Source organism: Streptomyces piniterrae (genome assembly GCF_005048155.1).
GTDB classification, from domain to species: Bacteria; Actinomycetota; Actinomycetes; order Streptomycetales; family Streptomycetaceae; genus Streptomyces; species Streptomyces piniterrae.
Map to the genome: position 1 here is coordinate 265104 of NZ_SUMB01000007.1, position 25120 is coordinate 290223.

The window sequence follows — 25120 nt, forward strand, 5'->3', positions numbered from 1 at the left end:
TCTGCTCACGTAACTCGGGCGGCGGACGCAGAGCCGCGGCTTCCGCCCCTCATCCCAGAAAGGTGCCGACCGGCGTGGCCGACCGTCTCATCGTCCGTGGCGCTCGCGAGCACAACCTCCGCAACGTCTCGCTCGACCTCCCTCGCGACTCCCTCATCGTCTTCACGGGGCTCTCCGGGTCGGGCAAGTCCTCGCTCGCCTTCGACACGATCTTCGCCGAGGGGCAGCGGCGCTATGTCGAGTCGCTCTCCTCCTACGCCCGGCAGTTCCTCGGGCAGATGGACAAGCCCGATGTGGACTTCATCGAGGGCCTGTCCCCCGCCGTGTCGATCGACCAGAAGTCGACCTCGCGCAACCCGCGCTCGACGGTCGGCACGATCACCGAGGTCTACGACTACCTCCGGCTGCTCTTCGCCCGTATCGGCAAGCCGCACTGTCCCGAGTGCGGGCGGCCGATCGCCCGGCAGTCCCCGCAGGCCATCGTCGACAAGGTCCTGGAGCTCCCCGAGGGCAGCCGCTTCCAGGTGCTGTCCCCGCTGGTCCGCGAGCGCAAGGGCGAGTTCGTCGACCTCTTCTCCGACCTCCAGACCAAGGGCTACAGCCGCGCCCGGGTCGACGGCGAGACCATCCAGCTCGCCGAGCCGCCGAAGCTGAAGAAGCAGGAGAAGCACACCATCGAGGTGGTCGTCGACCGCCTCACGGTCAAGGAGACCGCCAAGCGCCGGCTCACCGACTCCGTCGAGACCGCGCTCGGCCTCTCCGGCGGCATGGTCATCCTCGACTTCGTCGACCTTGACGCGGACGACCCGCAGCGCGAGCGGATGTATTCGGAGCATCTGTACTGCGCCTACGACGACCTGTCCTTCGAAGAGCTGGAGCCCCGCTCCTTCTCCTTCAACTCGCCCTTCGGCGCCTGCCCGGAATGCACCGGCATCGGCACCCGCATGGAGGTCGACCCCGATCTGATCGTCCCGGACGAGGACCGCGCCCTCGACGACGGCGCGATCCACCCCTGGTCGCACGGCCACACCAAGGACTACTTCGGCCGCCTGGTCAGTGCGCTGGCGGATGCCCTCGAATTCCGTACGGACATCCCCTGGGCCGGGCTGCCGCAGCGTGCGAAGAAGGCCCTGCTGTACGGCCACAAGACCCAGATCGAGGTGCGCTACCGCAACCGCTACGGCCGCCAGCGGGCATACACCACCCCGTTCGAGGGCGCCGTCCCGTTCGTCAAGCGGCGGCACAGCGAGGCGGAGAGCGACAGCAGCCGGGAGCGCTTCGAGGGCTATATGCGCGAGGTGCCCTGCCCGACCTGCGAGGGAACCCGGCTCAAGCCGATCGTGCTCGCGGTCACGCTCCAGGGGAAGTCGATCGCCGAGGTCGCGGCCATGTCGATCAGCGACTGCGCCGACTTCCTCCGTGAGATGAAGCTCAACGCCCGCGAGAAGAAGATCGCCGAGCGGGTCCTCAAGGAGGTCAACGAACGGCTGCGGTTCCTGGTCGACGTCGGCCTGGACTACCTCTCCCTGAACCGTGCCGCCGGCACCCTCTCCGGCGGCGAGGCCCAGCGCATCCGGCTCGCCACCCAGATCGGCTCCGGCCTGGTGGGCGTGCTCTACGTCCTGGACGAGCCGTCCATCGGCCTGCACCAGCGGGACAACCACCGGCTGATCGAGACGCTGGTCCGGCTGCGCGACCTCGGCAACACCCTGATCGTGGTCGAGCACGACGAGGACACGATCAAGACCTCCGACTGGGTCGTGGACATCGGCCCCGGCGCCGGCGAGCACGGCGGCAAGGTCGTCCACAGCGGCCCGCTGGCCGAGCTGCTGGCCAACCAGGAGTCGGTCACCGGTCAGTATCTGTCCGGCAAGCGCGCCATCCCGATGCCCGGCATGCGGCGGCCCGCCGACCCGACCCGGCAGCTGACGGTGCACGGCGCGAAGGAGAACAACCTCCAGGACATCGACGTCTCCTTCCCGCTCGGGGTGCTCACCGCCGTCACCGGCGTCTCCGGATCCGGCAAGTCGACGCTGGTCAACGACATCCTCTACACCCACCTGGCGCGTGAGCTGAACGGCGCCAAGTCGGTGCCCGGCAGGCACACCCGGGTGGACGGCGACGACCTGGTGGACAAGGTCGTGCATGTCGACCAGTCGCCCATCGGCCGCACGCCGCGCTCCAACCCGGCGACGTACACCGGCGTTTTCGATCACGTGCGCAAGCTGTTCGCGGAGACGATGGAGGCCAAGGTCCGCGGCTATCTGCCGGGCCGCTTCTCCTTCAACGTCAAGGGCGGCCGCTGCGAGAACTGCTCCGGCGACGGCACGATCAAGATCGAGATGAACTTCCTGCCGGACGTGTATGTGCCGTGCGAGGTCTGCCACGGCGCGCGGTACAACCGCGAGACGCTGGAGGTGCACTACAAGGGCAAGTCCATCGCCGAGGTCCTGGACATGCCCATCGAGGAGGCGCTGGAGTTCTTCGAGGCGGTGCCGACCATCTCCCGGCATCTCAAGACGCTCAACGAGGTCGGCCTGGGATACGTCCGCCTCGGGCAGTCCGCGCCGACCCTCTCGGGCGGCGAGGCCCAGCGGGTGAAGCTGGCGAGCGAGCTCCAGAAGCGGTCCACCGGCCGTACGGTCTATGTCCTGGACGAGCCGACCACCGGTCTGCACTTCGAGGACATCAGCAAGCTGATCACGGTCCTGTCCGGGCTGGTCGACAAGGGCAACTCGGTGATCGTCATCGAGCACAACCTCGATGTGATCAAGACGGCCGACTGGGTGGTCGACATGGGCCCGGAGGGCGGCAGCGGCGGCGGACTGATCGTCGCCGAAGGCACCCCCGAGCAGGTCGCCGCGGTCCCGGCCAGCCACACCGGCAAGTTCCTGCGGGAGATCCTCGGCGACCGCGTCAGCGATGCCGCGTCCTCGGGAAATCCGGGGAATCCGGGGAATCCGTCGGGTAATCCGGGGACGAAGGCCGCGTCGGCGAAGCGGCCTGCGGCCAAGAAGACGGCGGCGAAGACGGTCGCGGCTAAGTCGAGCGGGGTCAAGACGGCCACCGCCCGGACGACTGCCACCAAGACGTCGGCGGCCAAGACGTCCGCGGCGGCCAAGACCACGGCGGCAAAGAAGGCGGCGGCGAAGAAGACCGTGGCGAAGAAAGCCGTGACCAAGAAGGCTGTGGCGAAGAAGGCTGCGGCGAAGAAGACGACGACGCGGGCCCGGCGGGCGACCTGACGCCTGCCGGGCGATAGTGGGGCGCCTGCGGGGTCGGCCTGACGTGCCTGCCGGGCGGCCGGGGTGAGCTGACGAGTAGCCAGTGGTCAGTTCGCCCCGGCCGCGCGCCTACCCCGCCAGTTCCCCTGCGAACGGGGGCTCGGCGCCCGCGCGTGAGCAGGTGACGGCGGCCGCGCGGGCGGCGAAGCCGAGGATGTCGCGCCAGTCGTCAGGGCCGAGCGCGGCGACCGCGGTGTGCGAGAGCGCGTCGTGGGCGGCCAGCCGGTGCAGCAGCGCGGCATTGACCGTGTCGCCCGCGCCGATGGTGTCGACCACCTCGACCCGCTCGCCCGGGACGGTCAGCTCGCCGCCGCCCGGTGTCAGCACCGTCAGGCCGTCGCCGCCATGGGTCAGCACGATCGCCGTGGGCCCCGCGCTCAGCCACTCCTTCGCCGCCCCGGTGACCGCGTCCCGCCCCTCGGCCTCCGCCAGCCACAGCGCGTCCTCCTCCGACAGCTTCAGGAGGTCGACATGCGGCAGCCAGGAGTGGAAACGGGCCCGGTAGGCGGCCGGATCCGGGATCAGACCGGCCCGGATATTGGGGTCGAGCGCGGTGAAGACGCCGCGCCCGGCCTCCCGGCGCAGCAGCGCCTCGTACGCGCTCGCGCCCGGCTCCAGAACGAGCGAGCAGGTCCCGAGCGACAGCGCGCGGACACCGTCGGGCAGCGCCGGCGGAAGGGCGAAGAGGCGGTCGGCGGTGCCCTCGACGTAGAAGCCGTAGCCCGCCGAGCCGTCCGCGCTGATGTCCGCCATCGCGAGAGTGGTCGGCTCGCCGCCGCGCTGCACCAGAGAGGTGTCCACACCGGCGGTCCGCAGCCCCCGCAGCAGCGCTTCACCGAAGGTGTCGGTCGAGATCCGCGAGCAGAACGCGGTGGGCGAGCCGAGCCGGCCCAGCGCGACCGCGGTGTTGTACGGCCCGCCGCCGCGTCGTGGCAGCAGCGCGGGCAACTGGCCGTTGGCGGGCGGGTCCTGGGGACTGGGGACGAGGTCGATCAGCGCCTCGCCGGCGACGACGATCACGGGGTGCGGTTCCTTTCCTGGGCGGCCGGGGGAGCGGCCGGAGAGGCGGCCGGGCGTGGGGACGACGGGCCGGTATCGGGGCAGCCGCACGACGTACGGTGCACAAGGACGCAGGGCAGCCGGACGGTGCGCGGCGGCCGGTCCGGCTCCTCGAGCCGCTCCAGCAGCAGCCGGACCGCCGCCGTCCCGATGTCCTTGCTGGGCTGCGCGATCGCGGTCAGCCGGGGCTCGAACAGATCGGCCCAGGAGAAGTCGTCGAAGCAGGCCAGCGCGATGTCGCGGGGCACTTCGAGACCCAGTTCGCGCAGCGCGCGCAGGGCGCCGATCGTCATCGCGTTGTTGGCGGTGATGATCGCGGTGGGCGGTTCCGGCGTGGCGAGCAGATGGCGGGTGGCGTCCTGCGCGCCCTCCGCTTCGGAGTTGCCGCCGGCGAGCAGTTCGGGCGCGAACGGCAGGCCGGCGGCGCGCAGTCCGTCGCGGTAGCCCTGGACGCGCTCGGTGGTCGTGCTCAGCCCGGGGAGTCCGGCCACCAGGCCGATCCGGGTGTGCCCCAAGCCGGCCAGATGCTCCACCAGTTGACGCGTCGGCCCGGTGTTCTCGGCGCACACCTGATCATGGCCGTCCCCGACCAGCCGGTCCAGGAACACCGTGGGGACCTCGCGCCGCGACAGATACCCGACCATCTCGGCGGGCTCCGCGGAGGGCGCGACGATCATGCCGTCCACCCGCCGCTCGTGCAGCAGTTGCACGACCTTGCGCTCATGTTCCGGGTCGTCGTGCGGATCGGCGATCAGCAGGCTGTAGCCGGCCTCCAGCGCACCGGCCTCGACACCCTGGAGGATCTCGGTGAAGTACGGATTGCTGATCGCGGAGACCGCCAGGCCGATCGAGCGGGTGCGGGCGGTGACCAGGGAGCGGGCGAGGGTGTTGTGGGTGTAGCCGAGCTCGTCGATGGCGCCGAGCACCGCGGCGCGGGTGTCGGGGCGTACCGGCCGGGTCTCGTTGAGCACATGCGAGACCGTGGCGACCGAGACGCCCGCGCGCCGTGCCACATCCACCATCGTCGTCATCCGGCTCTTCCTCCGAGCGTGCGCCACCACGGCGGCGGCGCGTCCCGCCGCCCCGCGGGTGCACCACCTTACGAGCATCCGACCGCAAACGTAAACGTTTGCGTAAGCGTTTACGTCTCCCGTGTGGGCCGCGCCGGCACCGAACCCGTGGTGTGCGCCCCGCCGGAAGCGGAACGATCTGTGCCGGTATCGTCGGGCCCCGACCGTCCGACGGTCGCCGAGAGCGTCGGACGGTCGACGTCCGATCGTCGAGTTCGTCGAGGTCGGACGGCCGACGGAAGCCACCGCCCCCGTGCCCCTGGAGCAGCCATGAGCCAGTGCCCCGACCGCCGAACCATGCTGCGCGGCGCCGCGCTCGCGGGTGCCGCCGGCTTCGGGCTGTCGGCCTGCACCCCGGACTCGGGAAGCGCGGCGTCGGCCGTGCCCACCGCGCCGGTCGACCTGGGCGCCGCCGCGGAGGTGCCGGTCGGCGGCGCCAGGCTCTACCGCGAGGACCGGCTCGTCGTGTCACAGCCCGCCAAGGGCGACTTCAAGTGCTTCAGCGCCATGTGCACGCACAAGGGCTGCGTCCTGACCGAGGTCGACAAGAAGGAGGGCAGCTGCCCCTGTCACGGCAGCCGCTTCGACGTCACGACGGGCGAGGTCATCCAGGGGCCGGCGTCCGCCCCGCTGCCCGAGGTACCGGTGAAGGCCAAGAACGGGAAGCTGATAGCGGGCTGAGGCGGCCCCTGGGTCCGGATCGCGCCGACGGGCACGCGCCGAGGGGCACCACCGACGGGCACGGGCTCGCCGCCCCTAGTGCCACGCCGTCGCACCTCGTGCCGCGCTGCCCCCGCGTCCCACCCACCCGATGCCCCACTACCCCCAGTCCCACCCGATCCCCAGTATTCCGGGCCGTACCCCCTGCTCCACCAGGTGGACGGCCCGGTGCTGTCCGCTCAGCGTCAGCTCCTGCTGGCCGCTGCGCGGGGAGCTCGCCGTGGTCTGGGCGAAGCGCCGGCAGCGCGCCGGCAGCGCCGCCTCGTCGAAGCGCACCTGAAGGACGTACTGGCCGCCCGCGAAGCTGAAGCCGCGGACATACTCGGCGCTCGGGCCGGCGCTGCCGTCCTCGAAGACGTACCCGAAGACATGTGTGTCGCCGGCCCGCAGCCGGGCGTCGAAGAGCAGCTCGGCCACCACCACACCGGTGTCCGCGTCCCCGCGCACCCGCCCCAGGCGGCAGTTCTCCACGGCTCGCACCGCCACCCGGGACGGGTCGCAGCCGGTGTCGCCCCGGTGGATGGCGATATAGCGGTCCACGCCGTCCCGGTGCGCGCGGACGACCTGGAGTGATTCGCGTTCGCTCAGCTCGCGTCGCGGCCCGATACGGACCCGCTCGTGATGTCCGACGGTGTGCAGCCCGCCGTCCGCGGGGGTCTCCAGCTCGGCGAAGAGCTGCTGCAGCGAGTCGGCGGGCGCCACCAGCGAGCGGTACGAGCGGGCGGGCGGCCGCTCGGCCTCGGGACGCGCGCCGCCTTCGGGCACCAGCAGACGGTGCAGTGAGCGTGCCGGCAGGTCGAGGACCTCCTCCAGGGCGCGCACCGCCCGGAGTGACTCGGGGCGCTGCGGGCGCCGGGCGCCCTGCTGCCAGTAACTCAGGCTGGTCACCCCGACTTTGATGCCGCGCTGCGCGAGCTTGTGCTGGACGCGGTGCAGGGCGAGGCCGCGTGCGGTGAGGGCGCTGCGCAGCGCCAGATGGAACGGGCCGGTCCGCAGCAGCTGTGTCAGCTCGGCGGACTCGGGAGTGTTCTGTGCCATTGCCTCAATCCTCCGGCGCGCGGGGTGAATGTTCACAACCGGATCGCACGCCGCGCGCTCTCCCTGCCTGTTCACTGCAGTACGCCGGGCGCCGGCCGTTCACATCTGGGCCCGTCCGTCCACACCCCCATGTCATTTCGCATTGAACCGTGTTGACCCGTGTGCGACAACACCCGATGCTCCTCATCAGCATCCGGATGCGCTCCTCTCCCCCTCACCCCCCATTCGGGAGGAACGCCATGACCCGTGCCCCCCACGCACGCCGTTCGCGCCGCAGATGGCTTTCGGCCGCGGCGGTCGGCGCCGCGACGCTGGCCGCACTCACCACGCTCCCCGGGGCGGCAGCCTCGGCGGCCGCCCCCCACGCGGCCGTCGCGCGCCAGGCGCACACCGCTCCCGCCGCGCAGAGCGCCCTCGCGCCGCGCGCCGCCAACCGCCTCGACATATCCATGCAGGCCCAGGAGGAGTCCAACTGGTGCTGGGCCGCCTCCGGCAACACCATCGCCTCCTGGTTCGGCAAGAACTACAGCCAGAACGCGTTCTGCAACGCCGCCTTCAACTACCAGCAGGGTTCGGCCTGCCCCAATGACCAGGCCACTCTGGGCAATGTGCAGAACGCATTCGACTGGATGGGCATCAATTCCGGCTCGTATGTGAGCGGCTATCTGCGCTACAGCACCGTGCAGAGCGAGATCAACGCCAACCGGCCCGTCGAGACCCGCATCCAGTGGTCGTCCGGCGGCGGCCACATGCACGTCATCTACGGCTACGACACGGCCAACAACTGGGTTTACTGGGGTGACCCCTGGGGCTCCAACGACCGGTACAACTGGGGCGACTTCGACAACTACGTAAACGGCAGCTCCTTCTCCTGGACGCACTCCCTCTACCGGATAGGAGCGTGAGGTCATGACGAAGCGCACCACTCGCACCGGCCTGCGTGCCGCCGTCACCGGGACGCTCGCCACCGCTCTCCTCGGCCTCGCCCCGCACGCCGCCCTGGCCGCGGAGACCCCCGCGCCGCCGCCGGCCCCGTCCCGTGCGAGCGTCGCCGCCGCCCACGACGTGGCCGCCGCGCCCGCGACGCTGGACACGCTCACCCGGTTCTTCGCCGCCGAGGCCGCCCGTAACGGGGCCCGTGCCGGTGCCGCCGCTCCGGGCGCGGCGAAGACCGCCCCGCGCATCGAGGGCGGCCCGGTCCCCGTCTACGTCCTGTCGCCGGACTTCGTCCGCGGCAAGGCCAAGGCGCTAGTGGCCCGGCTAGAGTTCCTCGCCAGCAAGGCCGTCGCCGCCGATGGCCGGAAGGCGTCGGTGTGGAGCGCGCGCCAGGGCACGTCCTGGAAGGTCGTCAACATCGCCAGCGGCGACGACGAGAGCCGCTACACGGCGGCCGGGCGTGCGAAGCCCGGCGCCGGGACGGTCTTCCACGAGCCGCAGATCGACGCCTGGTACGTCCAGCGCGGCGACCGCGTCGAGCCGCTGGACGAGGACGCCGTGAAGGCGGTCGGTGCGCGGGGAACCAGCCTCGCCGCCTACCAGAAGCGGGTGGCGAAGGCGTACGGCGACAAGCTCCCCGGCTCCGCGTACGACAAGCGCGGCGAGGCCGGCGGCTACGGCCCGCAGACCGGTTCCCGGGCCGGGTCCGCCACCGCTGCGGACGTCGCAGCGGACGACGCCGCCAAGGCGGGCGCGCGCAAGCAGCCCGTCGCGGCGGACACGCTGGCCGGCGACAGCTTCCCGGTGACCGCCGCCTCGACCGTCGCGGGCGTCGCCGCCCTGGTGGCCCTGGGGCTGCTGGGCACGGCGGCGGTGCGTAGGCGGCGTACGGGCTGACGGCGTAGGGGCCGGGGGCCCGAGGGCGCGCGGCCCGACGGCTCGCGGTGGCTGACGGCTCGCTGTGCACGTCGGCGCGGCGAGCGGCCCCCCACCCCACCCACACACCCTCCCCCGCCCCCACCTGCCCTCCCCCCGAAGGGGGGAGGGCAGGTGACGGGGGGTGGGGGCGGGGGCCGGAAAAGTCGGGAAGCCGCCCCACCGCCCGGCGCACGGTCCGCCACCGCTCAATGTCAGTGGCGGTCAGTAGGGTGGTGGTCATGGCAGACCCCAGCAGCTACCGACCCAAGCCGGGACAGATCCCCGACTCGCCGGGGGTCTATAAGTTCCGCGACGACCACGGGCGGGTCATCTACGTCGGCAAGGCGAAGAGCCTGCGCCAGCGCCTGGCCAGCTACTTCCAGGACCTGGCCGGGCTCCATCCGCGTACGCGCACGATGGTCACCACCGCCGCCTCCGTGGAGTGGACCGTCGTCTCCACCGAGGTCGAGGCGCTCCAGCTCGAATACAGCTGGATCAAGGAGTTCGACCCGCGCTTCAACGTCAAGTACCGCGACGACAAGAGCTATCCGTATCTCGCGGTCACCCTCAACGAGGAGTTCCCCCGCGTCCAGGTCATGCGCGGCGCCAAGAAGAAGGGCGTGCGCTACTTCGGCCCGTACGGCCACGCCTGGGCGATCCGCGAGACCGTCGACCTCCTGCTGCGCGTCTTCCCCGTGCGCACCTGCTCCGCGGGGGTCTTCAAGCGCTCCGCGCAGATCGGCCGCCCCTGCCTGCTGGGCTACATCGGCAAGTGCTCGGCCCCCTGCGTCGAGCGGGTTTCGGCCGAGGAACACCGCGAACTGGCCGAAGAATTCTGCGACTTCATGGCCGGCCGCACCGGCGCGTACATCCGCCGCCTGGAGCGGCAGATGCAGGACGCCGCCGAGGAGATGGAGTACGAGCGCGCCGCCCGGCTGCGCGACGACATAGGGGCGCTCAAGCGGGCCATGGAGAAGAGCGCCGTGGTGCTCGCCGACGCCACCGACGCCGACCTCATCGCCGTCGCCGAGGACGAACTCGAAGCCGCCGTCCAGATCTTCCACGTCCGCGGCGGCCGGGTGCGCGGTCAGCGCGGCTGGGTCACCGACAAGGTGGAGGCCGTCAGCACCGCCGGCCTGGTGGAGCACGCCCTCCAGCAGCTCTACGGCGAGGAGCGGGGCGACGCCGTCCCCAAGGAGGTGCTGGTCCCGGCGCTCCCCGAGCCCGTCGAGCCGGTCCAGCAGTGGCTCTCCGGGCGTCGTGGCTCCCAGGTCTCGCTGCGTATCCCGCAGCGCGGCGACAAGAAGGACCTGATGGCCACGGTCGGCCGCAACGCCCAGCAGGCCCTGGCCCTGCACAAGACCAAGCGCGCCTCCGACCTGACCACCCGCTCCCGCGCCCTGGAGGAGATCGCCCAGGCCCTCGGCCTGGATGCGGTGCCGCTGCGCATCGAGTGCTTCGACATCTCCCACCTCCAGGGCGAGGACGTCGTCGCCTCGATGGTGGTCTTCGAGGACGGCCTCGCCCGTAAGAGCGAATACCGCCGTTTCCAGATCAAGACCTTTGAGGGCCAGGACGATGTCCGCTCCATGCACGAGGTCATCGGCCGCCGCTTCAAGCGCTATCTCCAGGAGAAGCAGAAGTCCGGCGAATGGACGGAGGAGCCGCCCGCTGACGCCCCTGTAGAGGACGACGGCGCTCCGGACGCACTGTCCGGCCGCCCCACCGACGAAGACGGCCGCCCCAAGCGCTTCGCCTACCCGCCCCAGCTCGTGGTCGTCGACGGCGGCGCCCCGCAGGTCGCGGCCGCCCGCCGGGCCCTGGACGAGCTCGGTATCGACGATGTCGCGGTCTGCGGCCTCGCCAAGCGCCTCGAAGAGGTCTGGCTGCCCGACGAAGAAGACCCGGCCGTGCTGCCCCGCAGCAGCGAGGGCCTCTACCTCCTCCAGCGCGTCCGCGACGAAGCACACCGCTTCGCCATCGGCTACCAGCGCACCAAGCGCACCAAGCGGCTGAAGTCCTCTCCGCTCGACGCCGTCGCCGGCCTCGGGGACAGCCGCCGTCAGGCACTGCTGAAGCACTTCGGCTCGCTGAAGAAGCTGCGGGCCGCGACGATCGACGAGATCTGCGAGGTCCCGGGGGTCGGCCGCAAGACCGCCGAGACGGTCGCGGCGGCGCTGGCCGGGGCGGCACCGGCCGCCCCCGCGGTGAACACGGCCACAGGAGAGATCATTGAGGATGACGGGGCCCCACCGGCCGCGTTGTCAGCAGAACGGGGGCAGGACCGATGAGCACTCCGCACGAAGAGCAGCAAACCGAGAGAGACGGTGCACAGGTGAGTACGGGCACGACCGATCAGGGCGAGAGCGCCGCCATTCCCGAGCTGGTGATCATCTCCGGGATGTCGGGCGCCGGCCGGAGCACGGCCGCTAAGTGCCTGGAGGACCTCGGCTGGTTCGTCGTCGACAACATCCCGCCCGAGCTGATCCCGCCGATGGTCGAGCTGGGCGCCCGCTCCCAGGGCAATGTCGCCAAGATCGCGGTCGTCGTCGACGTCCGCGGCCGCCGCTTCTTCGCCAACCTCAAGGAATCGCTCGCCACGCTCGACGCGCAGAACGTCAAGCGCCGCATCGTCTTCCTGGAGTCCTCCGACGAGGCCCTGGTGCGCCGCTTCGAGTCGGTGCGCCGCCCGCACCCCCTCCAGGGCGACGGCCGGATCGTCGACGGCATCGCCGCCGAACGCGATCTGCTGCGCGAGCTGCGCGGTGACGCCGACCTGGTCATCGACACCTCCAGCCTCAACGTCCACGAGCTGCGCGCCAAGCTGGACGCCCAGTTCGCCGGGGAGGAGGTCCCCGAGCTGCGCGCCACGGTCATGTCCTTCGGCTTCAAGTACGGCCTCCCGGTCGACGCGGACATGGTCATCGACTGCCGCTTCATCCCCAACCCGCACTGGGTCCCCGAGCTGCGCCCGTTCACCGGCCTCAACGAGGAGGTCTCCGACTACGTCTTCAACCAGCCCGGCTCCAAGGAGTTCCTGGACGGCTACGCCGAGCTGCTGCGGATCGTCGCCGAGGGATACCGCCGCGAGGGCAAGCGCTATGTGACCATCGCCGTCGGCTGTACGGGCGGCAAGCACCGCAGCGTCGCGATGTCCGAGAAGCTGGCCCGCAGGCTGGTGTCCGAAGGCGTCGAGACGGTTGTCGTCCACCGGGACATGGGGCGCGAGTGACCGGGCGCGCACGGCGGCTGCACCGGGTCCGCAGATTCGTCCCCGGAGGCCGTACGACCAAGGGCGCCACCCCCAAGGTGGTGGCGCTCGGCGGCGGCATGGGCCTGTCCGCCTCGCTCGCCGCGCTGCGACGTATCACCGGCGATCTGACCGCCGTGGTCACCGTCGCCGACGACGGCGGCTCCAGCGGCCGGCTCCGCGATGAGCTGGGCGTGCTGCCGCCCGGCGATCTGCGCAAGGCGCTGGCCGCCCTGTGCGGCGACGACGACTGGGGCCAGACCTGGTCCCGGGTGATCCAACACCGCTTCCAGAGCGAGGGCGAGCTGCATGATCACGCCGTCGGCAATCTGCTGATCGTCGCCCTGTGGGAGCAGCTCGGCGACCATGTGCAGGCGCTGGACCTGGTCGGCAAGCTGCTCGGCGCGCAGGGCCGGGTGCTGCCCATGTCGGCCGTGCCCCTGGAACTCCAGGCCCAGGTCAAGGGCCATCACCAGGGCCGCCCCGACGAGATCAGCACGGTCCGCGGCCAGGCCACCGTCGCGCTCACCCACGGCGAGGTGCAGTCCGTCCATGTCGTTCCCGAGGAGCCGCCGGCCGTTCCCGAGGCGGTCGCCGCGGTGCGCGACGCCGACTGGGTGGTGCTCGGGCCCGGCTCCTGGTTCTCCTCGGTCATCCCGCATCTCCTGGTGCCGGAACTGCGCGAGGCGCTGGAGGAGACCAAGGCCCGGAAGGTCCTGTCGCTCAACCTCGCGCCCCAACCCGGCGAAACCGAAGGCTTCTCACCGCAGCGTCATTTGGAGGTTTTGGCCCGACACGCCCCTAAACTCGCCTTCGACGTGGTGCTGGCCGACAAGGCCGCCGTGCCCGACATCGAAGGTCTGACGGTTGCCGCCAAGCAGCTGGTGGGCAGTGAGGTCGAGCTGGCGGCGGTCGCCGCACAAGGAGAGGGCAGGGCGGCGGCCGGGGGAGCCCCCGACCGGCACGACCCGGAGCTGCTGGCAGCCGCGTACGACCGTATTTTTCGGATGCATGGAAGGATCGGCCCATGGCGATGACGGCTGCGGTGAAGGATGAAATCTCCCGGCTCCCCGTCACCCGGACCTGCTGCCGGAAGTCGGAGGTCTCGTCGATCCTGCGGTTCGCGGGAGGTCTGCACCTGGTCAGCGGACGCATTGTGATCGAGGCGGAGCTGGACACGGGCATCGCCGCCCGCCGGCTGCGCAAGGACATCCTGGAGATCTTCGGGCACTCCTCCGACCTGGTGGTGATGGCCCCCGGCGGCCTGCGGCGCGGCAGTCGCTATGTCGTACGGGTGGTCGCCGGCGGCGATCAGCTGGCCCGGCAGACCGGTCTGGTGGACGGCCGCGGCCGGCCCATCCGGGGCCTGCCCCCGCAGGTGGTCTCCGGGGCGACCTGCGACGCCGAGGCCGCCTGGCGCGGCGCCTTCCTCGCGCACGGCTCGCTCACCGAGCCCGGCCGCTCCTCCTCCCTGGAGGTCACCTGCCCCGGGCCCGAGGCGGCCCTCGCGCTGGTCGGTGCGGCCCGCCGGCTCGGCATCGGCGCCAAGGCCCGCGAGGTGCGCGGCGTGGACCGCGTCGTGGTCCGCGACGGCGACGCGATCGGCGCGCTGCTGACCCGGCTCGGTGCCCATGAGTCGGTGCTGGCGTGGGAGGAGCGGCGGATGCGCCGCGAGGTCCGTGCCACCGCCAACCGCCTCGCCAACTTCGATGACGCCAACCTCCGCCGCTCGGCCCGTGCGGCCGTCGCGGCGGGCGCGCGTGTCGCCAGGGCCCTGGAGATCCTCGGCGAGGAGGTCCCCGAGCACCTCGCGGCGGCCGGCCGGCTGCGCATGGAGCACAAGCAGGCCTCCCTGGAGGAGCTGGGCGCCCTCGCCGATCCACCGCTGACCAAGGACGCCGTCGCCGGCCGCATCCGCCGGCTGCTGGCGATGGCCGACAAGCGAGCCCAGGACCTCGGCATCCCGGGCACCGAGTCCAACCTCTCCGAAGAGCTGGCCGAAGGCATGGTCGGCTGACCCGGAGTCGAATCTTCTCCGCACGCGCCCCCGGCACCCGTTCATGGGTGCCGGGGGCGCGTGCGTATGGCCGTCGCGATGGGGCCCCTACGGACGGACGTTCAGAGGGGCCAAAGGTCGCTCACTTGAGCACCTTTGGGCGCCGATGTCAATGTCACGTACGTCTCGTCTAGGGGGTAGGGTCGGAGGCGGTCGGGGACATCCCATACAGCTCGGCGGTGCATAAACCGCCGTACCAACGAGGAGATCGGTTTCGTGACGATCCGCGTAGGCATCAACGGATTCGGCCGCATTGGTCGTAACTACTTCCGCGCGCTCCTGGAGCAGGGTGCGGACATCGAGATCGTCGGTGTCAACGACCTGACCGACAACGCCACCCTGGTCCACCTGCTGAAGTACGACACCATTCTGGGTCGCCTCAAGCAGGACGTCAGCCACACCGACGACACCATCACCGTCGGCAGCATGACCTTCAAGACGATGGCCGAGCGCGACCCGGCGAACCTCCCCTGGGGCGAGCTCGGTGCCGACATCGTCATCGAGTCGACCGGCATCTTCACCAAGAAGGCCGACGCCGCCAAGCACCTCGCAGCCGGTGCCAAGAAGGTCCTGATCTCCGCGCCCGCCAAGGACGAGGACATCACGATCGTGATGGGCGTCAACAACGACAAGTACGACGCGGCCAACCACCACGTCATCTCCAACGCCTCCTGCACCACCAACTGTGTGGCGCCGATGGCCAAGGTTCTGGACGAGAACTTCGGCATCGTCAAGGGCCTGATGACGACGGTCCACGCGTACACCAACGACCAGCGCATCCTGGACTTCCCGCACAGCGACCTGCGCCGCGCCCGCGCCGCCGCGGAGAACATCATCCCGACCTCGACGGGTGCCGCCAAGGCCACCGCCCTGGTCCTGCCGCAGCTCAAGGGCAAGCTGGACGGCATCGCCATGCGCGTGCCGGTCCCCACCGGCTCGGTCACCGACCTGGTCCTGGAGCTCGACCGCGAGGTCACCAAGGACGAGATCAACACCGCCTTCCAGAAGGCCGCCGAGGGCCAGCTCCAGGGCATTCTCGAGTACACCGAGGACCCGATCGTCTCCTCGGACATCGTGAACTTCCCGGCCTCCTGCACCTTCGACTCGAAGCTGACGATGGCCCAGGGCAAGCAGGTCAAGGTCGTCGGCTGGTACGACAACGAGTGGGGCTACTCCAACCGCCTGGTCGACCTGACCGTCTTCGTCGGCGGCCAGCTCTGACCGGTGTGACCACCAAGTCACCGCAGATGTAAGCACGGGGCTCGTACGACGCGATGAAGCGTCGTACGAGCCCCGTGCTATGACTGACTTTCCGAACAGAGTCACGGAGTCACCATGAAGACGATCGACGATCTCATCGCAGCAGGGATCGCAGGCAAGCGGATCTTCGTCCGCGCCGACCTGAACGTGCCCCTGGACGGCACGACCATCACCGACGACGGCCGCATCCGTGCCGTCCAGCCGACGATCGCCAAGCTCGCCGAGGCCGGCGCCAAGGTGGTCGTCGCCTCGCACCTGGGTCGCCCCAAGGGCGCGCCGGACCCGGCCTTCTCGCTCGCCCCCGCTGCCGCGCGGCTGGGTGAACTCCTGGGCAAGGACGTGGCGTTCGCGACCGACACGGTCGGCGAGTCCGCCACGGCCGTGGTCGCCGGCCTGGCCGACGGCCAGGTGGCGGTGCTGGAGAACCTCCGCTTCAACGCGGGCGAGACCAGCAAGGACGACGCCGAGCGCGGTGCTTTCGCGGACCAGCTCGCCCAGCTCGCGGACCTGTACGTCGGCGACGGCTTCGGCGCGGTGCACCGCAAGCACGCCTCCGTCTACGACCTCCCGGCGCGCCTCCCGCACGCCGCCGGCGACCTGATCGCCACCGAGGTCGGCGTCCTGAAGAAGCTCACCGAGGACGTCAAGCGCCCGTACGTCGTCGCACTCGGCGGCGCCAAGGTCTCCGACAAGCTGGCCGTGATCGACCAGCTGCTGGAGAAGGCCGACCGCATCCTGGTCGGCGGCGGCATGGCGTACACCTTCCTCAAGGCCAAGGGCCACGAGGTGGGCATCTCGCTGCTCCAGGAAGACCAGGTCCCGGTCTGCCTGGAGTACCTGGCGCGGGCGGAGAAGCGCGGCGTGGAGTTCGTCCTCCCCGTCGACGTACTGGTTTCGGCCGAGTTCCCGGACCTGAAGGCCAAGGCCCCGGTCAACCCCGGGACCGTCGACGCCGATGCCATCCCGGCCGACCAGGAGGGCCTGGACATCGGCCCGAAGACCCGCGAGCTGTTCGCGGCGAAGATCGCCGACGCCGAGACCGTCTTCTGGAACGGTCCGATGGGCGTCTTCGAGCACCCCGACTTCGCCGGCGGCACCTCGGCCGTCGCGCGGGCGCTGCTGAACTGCGACGGCTTCACCGTCGTCGGCGGCGGCGACTCCGCCGCGGCGGTGCGCACGCTCGGCTTCGACGAGAACGCTTTTGGCCACATTTCGACCGGCGGCGGCGCCAGCCTCGAATACCTCGAAGGCAAGACGCTCCCCGGCCTCGCCGCTCTGGAGGACTGAACAACCGTGACTGACCGTACCCCGCTGATGGCGGGCAACTGGAAGATGAACCTCAACCACCTCGAGGCCATCGCGCACGTCCAGAAGCTCGCCTTCGCGCTCAACGAAAAGGACTACGAGGCCGTGGAGGTCGCGGTGCTGCCGCCCTTCACCGACCTCCGGTCGGTGCAGACGCTGGTCGACGGCGACAACCTCAAGATCAAGTACGGCGCCCAGGACCTCTCGGCGCAGGACTCCGGCGCCTACACCGGTGAGATCTCCGGCGCCATGCTCGCCAAGCTCAAGTGCACCTTCGTGGCCGTCGGGCACAGCGAGCGCCGCCAGTACCACGGCGAGAACGAGGAGATCTGCAACGCCAAGGTCAAGGCCGCCTTCCGGCACGGTCTGACCCCGATCCTGTGCGTCGGCGAGGGCCTGGACGTCCGCAAGGCGGGCAACCAGGTCGCGCACACCCTCGCCCAGGTCGACGGCGGTCTCCAGGACATTCCGGCCGAGCAGGCCGAGACCATCGTGATCGCGTACGAGCCGGTGTGGGCCATCGGCACCGGCGAGGTCGCCACGCCCGAGGACGCGCAGGAGGTCTGCGGTGCGATCCGCGGCCGCCTCGCCGAGCTGTACAGCCAGGAGTTGGCCGACAAGGTCCGCATCCAGTACGGCGGCTCGGTCAAGTCCGGGAACGTCGCGGCGATCATGGCGCAGCCGGATGTCGACGGCGCGCTGATCGGCGGCGCGGCGCTGGACGCGGACGAGTTTGTGAAGATCGTCCGCTTCCGCGACCAGTAGCAGCTATGACGACGGGCCCGGCCCGTCGTACCCTGTCGGGGCCGGGTCCGGCGTTTCAGCGCGCCGCCCGGCCCCGCACCGTTTGCTCTTCAGCGGAGCAGCGGGACGTTCCGTCCGACAGTCCTAGAGAGTTGGTCCAGCCGTGGTCATCGGGTTCTCGATCGCCCTCATCGTCTTCAGCCTGCTGATGATGATGCTGGTGCTCATGCACAAGGGGAAGGGCGGCGGCCTGTCCGACATGTTCGGTGGCGGTATGCAGTCCTCCGTCGGTGGCTCCTCCGTCGCCGAGCGGAACCTCGACCGCATCACCATCGTGATCGGTCTGCTGTGGTTCGCCTGCATTGTCGTCCTCGGCATTCTCATGAAGCTCGGGAGCTGACACGCCGTCCGAGGCGCGGCCTATCATGAGGGCGGCGTCCTGGAACGGGTAACTCCTGTCACTGGACGCGCGTTGGGCCTTACGTAGACTGGGGCGCCCGCAGCTCAGTTGCTGTGGGAGCCCGCAGCGCAGCTGATGTCAGAGGCTGAGCGGCACCATTACGCAGGGAGTTACGACCGTGGCAAGTGGCAACGCGATCCGAGGAAGTCGGGTCGGGGCGGGGCCGATGGGGGAGGCCGAGCGCGGTGAGTCCGCGCCGCGCATCCGCATCTCCTTCTGGTGCTCCAACGGGCACGAGACACAGCCCAGCTTCGCCGGCGATGCGCAGGTTCCGGACACCTGGGACTGCCCGCGCTGTGGTTTCCCGGCAGGCAAGGACCGGGACAGCCCGCCGGACCCGCCGCGCACCGAGCCGTACAAGACCCACCTCGCCTACGTCCGGGAGCGCCGCAGCGACGCCGATGGCGAGGCGATCCTCGCGGAGGCGCTGGCGAAGCTCCGCGGCGAGATCTGACGGAACCGTACACGCACCGACCGGCCCGGCCGGAGGGGACGAACACCCTCCGGTCGGGCCGTTGGCGTATCGGCAGGCGAAGGCCCCGACGCGATGCGGGCGTTGTGAGGGGAGAGGCCGAGCCGGCAGATCGGGCCGTCCGGGCGCCGTCGTCCCGATGCCCGTACTTCAGTCGGCCGACAGCGGACAGACACCTGATACCGCGCCCTGATCAATTAGGTTGGGGGATGGCGGGGCCGGCACGAGACAGAGAAGGCTGATGTCCGAGATGAACGCAGAAGGCCGCAACAGGCTCGACCAGAGCTCTGAGTGGACCGCGCTGAGCAAGCACCGGGAGCAGCTGGGGGAGGTGCATCTGCGCGAGCTGTTCGCCGGCGATCCGGCCCGTGCCGAGCGCTACACCCTCCAGGTCGGCGATCTGCACCTGGACTACTCCAAGCACCTGGTCACCGACGAGACGCTGCGGCTGCTGCGCGAGCTGGCCGAGGCGACCGGCGTGGCCGCCCTGCGGGAGGCGATGTTCCGCGGCGAGAAGATCAACATCACCGAGCAGCGCTCCGTGCTGCACACCGCGCTGCGCGCCCCCGGCTCCGCGGTCATCAAGAGCGACGGCGTCAACGTCGTTCCCGGGGTGCACTCCGTCCTGACGAAGATGGCGACCTTCTCCGACCGGGTCCGCTCCGGCGACTGGAAGGGCCACACCGGCCGCCGTATCAAGACGGTCGTCAACATCGGCATCGGCGGCTCCGACCTGGGCCCGGCGATGGCCTACGAGGCGCTGCGCGCCTACACCCACCGGGACATGCAGTTCCGCTTCGTCTCCAATGTGGACGGAGCCGATCTGCACGAGGCGGTACGCGACCTGGACCCGGCCGAGACGCTGTTCATCATCGCCTCGAAGACCTTCACCACCATCGAGACGATCACCAACGCCACCTCGGCACGCGACTGGCTGCTGACCGGTCTGCGCGCTGGGGAGGACGCGGTCGCCAAGCACTTCGTGGCGCTGTCGACCAACTCCGCGAAGGTCGCGGAGTTCGGCATCGACCCGACCAATATGTTCGAGTTCTGGGACTGGGTCGGCGGCCGCTACTCCTTCGACTCCGCGATCGGCCTGTCGCTGATGATCGCGATCGGCCAGGAGCGGTTCCGCGAGATGCTGGCCGGCTTCCACCTCGTCGACGAGCACTTCCGCACCGCCCCGCCGGAGGAGAACGCCCCGCTGCTGCTGGGCCTGCTCGGCATCTGGTATGGCAACTTCTGGGACGCCCAGTCGCATGCGGTGCTGCCGTACAGCCACTACCTCTCCAAGTTCACCGCCTATCTCCAGCAGCTGGACATGGAGTCCAACGGCAAGTCCGTGGACCGCGACGGCCATCCGGTCGGCTGGCAGACCGGCCCGGTCGTGTGGGGCACGCCCGGCACGAACGGCCAGCACGCCTACTACCAGCTGCTCCACCAGGGCACGAAGATGATCCCGGTCGACTTCATCGGCTTCGCCCGGCCGGTCGCCGATCTGCAGCCGGGCCTGGTCGCCCAGCACGACCTGCTGATGGCCAACCTCTTCGCGCAGGGCCAGGCGCTGGCGTTCGGCAAAACGCCCCAAGAGGTGCGCGCCGAGGGCGTGCCGGAGGAACTGGTCTCGCACAAGACCTTCCAGGGCAACCACCCCTCCACCACGATCCTGGCCGAGGAGCTCAGCCCGTCCGTCCTGGGCCAGTTGATCGCGCTGTACGAGCACAAGGTGTTCGTCCAGGGCGCCGTGTGGAACATCGACTCCTTCGACCAGTGGGGCGTGGAGCTGGGCAAGGTCCTCGCCAAGCGTGTGGAGCCCGCGCTGACCGAGGGCGCCGATGTGCCGGGGCTGGACGCCTCCACGGCCGGTTTGGTCGCCAAGTACCGTGAGCTGCTTGGACGTTAATCGCAAAGACGGATAGAGCCCGCAAGGGGCCGGGGAGAGCGTCTCCCCGGCCCCTTGCGGGCCTTCATCGGCAACCCACAATTGAGCAACCCCTACGGTGGGTTACCACCTCCGCGAGTGGGGGCACCTCCCAGCGTCAGCTGGGGGACGGTGCCGGTTCAGGCGCAAGAAGGGGCATACATGTCGCGCGGCAGCTGGGCCGCCGCCGCGTCGTCCAGCAGCCACAGCGTCCGGCTGCGTCCGCGGGCGCCCGCCGCCGGGACCTGGACCTCTCCGGCGCCCGACAGTGCTATCGCCACCGCGTTCGCCTTGTCCTCGCCGGCAGCCAGCAGCCAGACCTCCCGTGCCGCGCGGATCGCGGGCAGGGTCAGCGAGACGCGGGTGGGCGGCGGCTTGGGCGCGCCGTGCACACCGACCACCGTCCGCTCGGTCTCCCGTACGCCGGGCAGCTCGGGGAAGAGCGAGGCGACATGGGTGTCCGGGCCGACGCCCAGCAGCAGCACGTCGAACGACGGCACCGGGCCGTGGTCCTCGGGCCCCGCGGCGGCGGCCAGCTCGATCGCGTACGCCTCGGCGGCGAGGTCCGCGTTGTTGCCGTACGGGCCGCCCGCGGGAGCCATCGCGTGCACCCGGGCCGGGTTCAGCGGGACGCCGTCCAGCAGCGCCTCGCAGGCCTGGGTGTGGTTGCGGTCCGGGTGCCCCTCGGGGAGGAACCTCTCGTCGCCCCACCACAGGTCGAGGCGTGACCAGTCCACCGCGTCCCGGGCGGGCGCCTGGGCCATCGCCGCGAGCAGCCCGTTGCCGTTGCGCCCGCCGGTCAGCACCACCGAGGCGGAGCCGCGGGCGGCCTGCGCGTCCACGATCTTCGTGATCAGCCGGGCCGCCGCGGCCTGAGCCATCAGCTCCTTGTCACGGTGGACGACGACCTGCGGAGCGCTCACTTGGCGGCCGCCTTCTTCGCGGCGGCCTTCTTCGCCGTGGGCTTGGCCGGGGCCGCCTCGGCGGTTTCCGGCGCCGCTTCGGGAGCCTTCTCGGCCGGCACACCGAGCCGGTCCACGCCGAACTTCAGCGCGGAGGCGTAGATGTCGTCCGGATCGAGCCGGCGCAGCTCCTCGGCGAGCAGCTCGGAGGTCTCCCGCCGCTTGAGCGCCACCGCCCGGTCCGGCTGGCCGCGCATGGAGAGCGTGGCCAGCGAGCCGTCCGCACGGTCCAGCACGATCGTGCCGGCGCTGGACTCCATCCGTACGGCGGTCAGACCGGGGCCGGCCGACACCTTGCGGTCGACCGGGACGTCCAGCCGGTCGGCGAGCCACATGGCGAGCAGCTCGCAGCTGGGGTTGAACTCCTCGCCCTCGACCTCGGCCGAGGTGACCGTGCAGGGGGCCTGGTCGAGCGCCGCCGCGAGCATCGAGCGCCACGGGGTGATGCGGGTCCAGGACAGGTCGGTGTCGCCGGGAGTGTAGGTCTCGGCGCGGCCGGACAGCTCCTGGACGGGGTGCTCGGCGGCGTACGCGTCGGTGACGCGGCGCTGGGCCAGCGCGCCGAGCGGGTCGTTCGCCGGGTCCAGGGGGGCGTCCGCCGCCCACCAGACCACGACCGGGGCGTCCGGCAGCAGCAGCGGCAGCACCACGGACTGGGCGTGGTCGATCGCCTCGCCGTACAGCCGCAGCACGACGGTCTCACCGGTGCCGGCGTCCGCGCCGACCCGCACCTCGGCGTCCAGACGGGCCTTGGCGCGGTCGCGCGGCGACCGGCTGACCCGCTTGATGACGACCAGGGTGCGCGAGGGGTGCTCGCGGGAGGCGTCGTTGGCCGCCCGCAGCGCGTCGTAGGCGTTCTCCTCGTCGGTGACGATGACGAGGGTGAGGACCATGCCGACGGCGGGGGTGCCGATGGCGCGACGGCCCTCGACCAGCGCCTTGTTGATCTTGCTGGCTGTGGTTTCCGTCAGATCGATCTTCATGGCCGACGCCAGCTCCGTCCGTCTCGTGCGAGCATTTCGTCCGCCTCGATGGGGCCCCAGGTGCCCGCCGCGTACTGCGCGGGCTTGCCGTTCTTGTCCCAGTACTCCTCGATCGGGTCGAGGATCCGCCAGGACTGCTCGACCTCCTCCAGCCGCGGGAAGAGGTTGGCGTCGCCGAGCAGCACATCCAGGATCAGCCGCTCGTACGCCTCGGGGCTGGACTCGGTGAAGGACTCGCCGTACGCGAAGTCCATCGACACGTCCCGGACCTCCATCGAGGTGCCCGGCACCTTGGAGCCGAACCGCACGGTCACGCCCTCGTCCGGCTGCACCCGGATGACCAGGGCGTTCTGCCCCAGCTCCTCGGTGGCGGTGTGGTCGAAGGGGGAGTGCGGGGCGCGCTTGAAGACGACCGCGATCTCGGTGACGCGGCGGCCCAGGCGCTTGCCGGTGCGCAGGTAGAAGGGGACGCCCGCCCAGCGGCGGTTGTCCACCTCCAGCTTGATCGCGGCGTAGGTGTCGGTCTTCGACTTGGGGTCGATGCCGTCTTCCTGGAGGTAGCCGACGGCCTTCTCGCCGCCCTGCCAGCCGGCCGCGTACTGCGCGCGCACGGTCTCCTTGCCCAGGTCGGCGGGGAGCCGGACGGCGCCCAGCACCTTGGTCTTCTCCGCGACCAGCGCGTCCGCGTCGAAGGAGGCGGGCTCCTCCATCGCGGTCAGCGCGAGCAGCTGGAGCAGGTGGTTCTGGATCACGTCACGCGCGGCGCCGATGCCGTCGTAGTAGCCGGCCCGGCCGCCGATGCCGATGTCCTCGGCCATCGTGATCTGTACGTGGTCGACATAGCCGCGGTTCCAGAGCGGCTCGAACATCGTGTTGGCGAACCGCAGCGCCATGATGTTCTGGACCGTCTCCTTGCCCAGGTAGTGGTCGATCCGGAAGACCTCGTTGGGCGGGAAGACCTCGTGGACGATCCGGTTGAGCTCCTGCGCGCTCTCCAGGTTGTGCCCGAAGGGCTTCTCGATGACCGCGCGGCGCCAGGAGTCCGCCTTCTGGTCGGCCAGCCCGTGCTTCTTCAGCTGCTGGACGACCTTGGGGAAGAACTTCGGCGGCACGGACAGGTAGAAGGCGAAATTGCCGCCGGTGCCCTGCGCCTTGTCGAGCTCGTTGATGGTGTCCTTGAGCGTCTCGAAGGCGACATCGTCGTCGAAGTTGCCCTGGACGAAGCGGCAGCCCTGCACCAGCTGCTGCCAGACCTCCTCGCGGAACGGCGTCCGCGCATGCTCCTTGACCGCCTCGTAGACCTCCTGTGCGAAGTCCTCGTGCTCCCACTCGCGGCGGGCGAAGCCGATGAGTGAGAAGCCCGGCGGCAGCAGCCCCCGGTTCGCCAGGTCGTAGACGGCCGGCATCAGCTTTTTACGGGACAAATCGCCCGTGACGCCAAAGATGACCAGGCCCGACGGCCCCGCGATACGCGGGAGCCGTCGGTCTGCGGCGTCACGGAGCGGGTTAGCTCCGAAACCAGACAAGGTCGGTCAGCCCTCCGAAGGGGTGAGGCGCTTCAGCTCCGCCTCGGTGGACTTGAGCAGGTCGTTCCAGGACGCCTCGAACTTGTCGACACCCTCGTCCTCCAGGAGCTGCACGACATCGTCGTACGAGATCCCCAGCGCGGCGATGGCGTCCAGGTCGGCCTTGGCCGCCTCGTACGTGCCACGGACGGTGTCGCCTGTGATCTGGCCGTGGTCGGCGGTGGCCTCCAGGGTGGCCTCCGGCATGGTGTTGACGGTGCCCGGGGCGACCAGCTCGTCGACGTACAGCGTGTCCTTGTAGGCCGGGTCCTTGACGCCGGTCGAGGCCCACAGCGGACGCTGCTTGTTGGCGTTGGCGCGGTCCAGGGCGGCCCAGCGCTCGGAGGCGAAGACCTCCTCGTACGCCTGGAAGGCCAGCCGGGCGTTGGCCAGCGCGGCCTTGCCCTTGAGGGCCTTGGCCTCGTCCGTGCCCAGCTTCTCCAGGCGCTTGTCGATCTCGCTGTCCACACGGGACACGAAGAACGAGGCCACCGAGTGGATCTTGGACAGGTCCAGGCCCGCGGCCTTGGCCTTCTCCAGGCCCGCCAGGTAGGCGTCCATGACCTCGCGGTAGCGCTCCAGCGAGAAGATCAGCGTGACGTTGACGCTGATGCCCTTGCCGATGACCTCGGTGATCGCCGGCAGACCGGCCTTGGTCGCCGGGATCTTGATCAGGGTGTTGGGCCGGTCCACCAGCCAGGCCAGCTGCTTGGCCTCGGCGATCGTCGGCGCGGTGTGGTGCGCCAGGCGCGGGTCGACCTCGATGGACACCCGGCCGTCCTGGCCGCCGGTGGCGTCGAAGACCGGGCGCAGGATGTCGGCGGCGTCGCGGACGTCCGCCGTGGTGATCATGCGGATGGCTTCCTCGACGGTGACCTTGCGGGCGGCGAGGTCGGTGACCTGCTGGTCGTAGCCGTGGCCGTCCGAGATCGCCTTCTGGAAGATCGACGGGTTGGTCGTGACGCCGACGACGTGCTGCTGGTCGATCAGCTCGGCGAGGTTGCCGGACGTGATGCGCTGGCGCGAAAGGTCGTCCAGCCAGATCGCGACGCCTTCGTCGGAGAGGCGCTTGAGTGCGTCTGTCATGGGTTCTGCATCTCCTACTTGTCGTATACGG

At 70.5% G+C, this 25120-nt stretch carries 21 protein-coding genes; 14 read left to right on the forward strand and 7 right to left on the reverse strand.

What is annotated here, in order from left to right:
• The first annotated feature begins 74 nt into the window (after positions 1 to 74).
• Positions 75 to 3245 (forward strand): excinuclease ABC subunit UvrA, encoded by a 3171-nt coding sequence (gene uvrA, locus FCH28_RS21580; protein WP_136741719.1) that lies wholly within the window; start codon positions 75 to 77, stop codon positions 3243 to 3245.
• 108 nt (positions 3246 to 3353) lie between these two features.
• Here uvrA and FCH28_RS21585 read toward each other — a convergent pair whose 3' ends face one another.
• Both FCH28_RS21585 and FCH28_RS21590 read right to left on the reverse strand, forming a co-directional pair.
• The gene (locus FCH28_RS21585) at positions 3354 to 4304 is read right to left on the reverse strand and encodes a carbohydrate kinase family protein (RefSeq protein WP_136741720.1); all 951 of its coding nucleotides are present in this window, start codon (positions 4302 to 4304) and stop codon (positions 3354 to 3356) included.
• Positions 4301 to 5374, reverse strand: a complete 1074-nt coding sequence (locus tag FCH28_RS21590; protein ID WP_136741721.1) for a LacI family DNA-binding transcriptional regulator — start codon at positions 5372 to 5374, stop codon at positions 4301 to 4303. The genes FCH28_RS21585 and FCH28_RS21590 overlap by 4 nt, the downstream gene beginning before the upstream one ends.
• A gap of 309 nt (positions 5375 to 5683) precedes the next feature.
• Here FCH28_RS21590 and FCH28_RS21595 point away from each other — a divergent pair, with 309 nt between their 5' ends.
• A complete protein-coding gene (locus tag FCH28_RS21595; protein WP_136741722.1) occupies positions 5684 to 6094 on the forward strand; it encodes a Rieske (2Fe-2S) protein in 411 nt (136 codons plus the stop codon).
• Between the two features lie 138 nt (positions 6095 to 6232).
• On the opposite strand, the gene FCH28_RS21600 is transcribed toward FCH28_RS21595, so the two are convergent.
• Complete coding sequence (locus tag FCH28_RS21600; RefSeq protein ID WP_136741723.1) at positions 6233 to 7171, reverse strand: hypothetical protein; 939 nt, start codon at positions 7169 to 7171, stop codon at positions 6233 to 6235.
• 239 nt (positions 7172 to 7410) lie between these two features.
• Here FCH28_RS21600 and FCH28_RS21605 point away from each other — a divergent pair, with 239 nt between their 5' ends.
• The 12 genes from FCH28_RS21605 to pgi all read left to right on the forward strand — a co-directional run bounded on the left by FCH28_RS21605 (position 7411) and on the right by pgi (position 20475).
• The gene (locus FCH28_RS21605; protein WP_136741724.1) at positions 7411 to 8076 is read left to right on the forward strand and encodes a papain-like cysteine protease family protein; all 666 of its coding nucleotides are present in this window, start codon (positions 7411 to 7413) and stop codon (positions 8074 to 8076) included.
• 4 nt (positions 8077 to 8080) lie between these two features.
• Positions 8081 to 9004: a hypothetical protein gene (locus tag FCH28_RS21610; RefSeq protein ID WP_136741725.1), complete on the forward strand. Its 924-nt coding sequence runs from the start codon at positions 8081 to 8083 to the stop codon at positions 9002 to 9004.
• A gap of 260 nt (positions 9005 to 9264) precedes the next feature.
• Complete coding sequence (gene uvrC, locus FCH28_RS21615; protein ID WP_136741726.1) at positions 9265 to 11316, forward strand: excinuclease ABC subunit UvrC; 2052 nt, start codon at positions 9265 to 9267, stop codon at positions 11314 to 11316.
• Positions 11313 to 12257 carry an RNase adapter RapZ gene (gene rapZ / locus FCH28_RS21620; protein WP_136741727.1) on the forward strand — a complete coding sequence of 315 codons (945 nt, stop codon included), beginning with the start codon at positions 11313 to 11315 and terminating at the stop codon, positions 12255 to 12257. Before uvrC ends, rapZ begins: the two co-directional genes overlap by 4 nt.
• On the forward strand, positions 12254 to 13312 hold the full coding sequence (locus FCH28_RS21625) for a gluconeogenesis factor YvcK family protein (protein ID WP_136741728.1): 1059 nt from the start codon (positions 12254 to 12256) through the stop codon (positions 13310 to 13312). The genes rapZ and FCH28_RS21625 overlap by 4 nt, the downstream gene beginning before the upstream one ends.
• Positions 13303 to 14292 carry a DNA-binding protein WhiA gene (whiA, locus tag FCH28_RS21630; RefSeq protein WP_136741729.1) on the forward strand — a complete coding sequence of 330 codons (990 nt, stop codon included), beginning with the start codon at positions 13303 to 13305 and terminating at the stop codon, positions 14290 to 14292. Before FCH28_RS21625 ends, whiA begins: the two co-directional genes overlap by 10 nt.
• Positions 14293 to 14547: 255 nt before the next feature.
• On the forward strand, positions 14548 to 15552 hold the full coding sequence (gap, locus tag FCH28_RS21635) for a type I glyceraldehyde-3-phosphate dehydrogenase (RefSeq protein ID WP_136741730.1): 1005 nt from the start codon (positions 14548 to 14550) through the stop codon (positions 15550 to 15552).
• Positions 15553 to 15666: 114 nt separating this feature from the next.
• Positions 15667 to 16878 carry a phosphoglycerate kinase gene (locus FCH28_RS21640; protein ID WP_136741731.1) on the forward strand — a complete coding sequence of 404 codons (1212 nt, stop codon included), beginning with the start codon at positions 15667 to 15669 and terminating at the stop codon, positions 16876 to 16878.
• Positions 16879 to 16884: 6 nt separating this feature from the next.
• Entirely contained in the window at positions 16885 to 17661 is a 777-nt protein-coding gene (tpiA, locus tag FCH28_RS21645; protein ID WP_136741732.1) for a triose-phosphate isomerase, read from the forward strand.
• Between the two features lie 142 nt (positions 17662 to 17803).
• Positions 17804 to 18040: a preprotein translocase subunit SecG gene (gene secG / locus FCH28_RS21650; RefSeq protein WP_136741733.1), complete on the forward strand. Its 237-nt coding sequence runs from the start codon at positions 17804 to 17806 to the stop codon at positions 18038 to 18040.
• A 178-nt stretch (positions 18041 to 18218) separates the two neighbouring features.
• Positions 18219 to 18554 (forward strand): RNA polymerase-binding protein RbpA, encoded by a 336-nt coding sequence (locus tag FCH28_RS21655; protein WP_016578660.1) that lies wholly within the window; start codon positions 18219 to 18221, stop codon positions 18552 to 18554.
• Positions 18555 to 18822: 268 nt separating this feature from the next.
• Complete coding sequence (pgi, locus tag FCH28_RS21660) at positions 18823 to 20475, forward strand: glucose-6-phosphate isomerase (RefSeq protein WP_136741884.1); 1653 nt, start codon at positions 18823 to 18825, stop codon at positions 20473 to 20475.
• Between the two features lie 158 nt (positions 20476 to 20633).
• On the opposite strand, the gene pgl is transcribed toward pgi, so the two are convergent.
• The 4 genes from pgl to tal are packed head-to-tail and all read right to left on the reverse strand — an operon-like array spanning position 20634 to position 25089.
• Positions 20634 to 21416, reverse strand: a complete 783-nt coding sequence (pgl, locus tag FCH28_RS21665; RefSeq protein ID WP_136741734.1) for a 6-phosphogluconolactonase — start codon at positions 21414 to 21416, stop codon at positions 20634 to 20636.
• Complete coding sequence (gene opcA / locus FCH28_RS21670) at positions 21413 to 22438, reverse strand: glucose-6-phosphate dehydrogenase assembly protein OpcA (protein WP_136741735.1); 1026 nt, start codon at positions 22436 to 22438, stop codon at positions 21413 to 21415. The genes pgl and opcA overlap by 4 nt, the downstream gene beginning before the upstream one ends.
• A complete protein-coding gene (zwf, locus tag FCH28_RS21675; RefSeq protein WP_136741736.1) occupies positions 22435 to 23964 on the reverse strand; it encodes a glucose-6-phosphate dehydrogenase in 1530 nt (509 codons plus the stop codon). Before zwf ends, opcA begins: the two co-directional genes overlap by 4 nt.
• Positions 23965 to 23970: 6 nt before the next feature.
• On the reverse strand, positions 23971 to 25089 hold the full coding sequence (gene tal / locus FCH28_RS21680) for a transaldolase (RefSeq protein WP_136741737.1): 1119 nt from the start codon (positions 25087 to 25089) through the stop codon (positions 23971 to 23973).
• Positions 25090 to 25120: the final 31 nt, after the last annotated feature.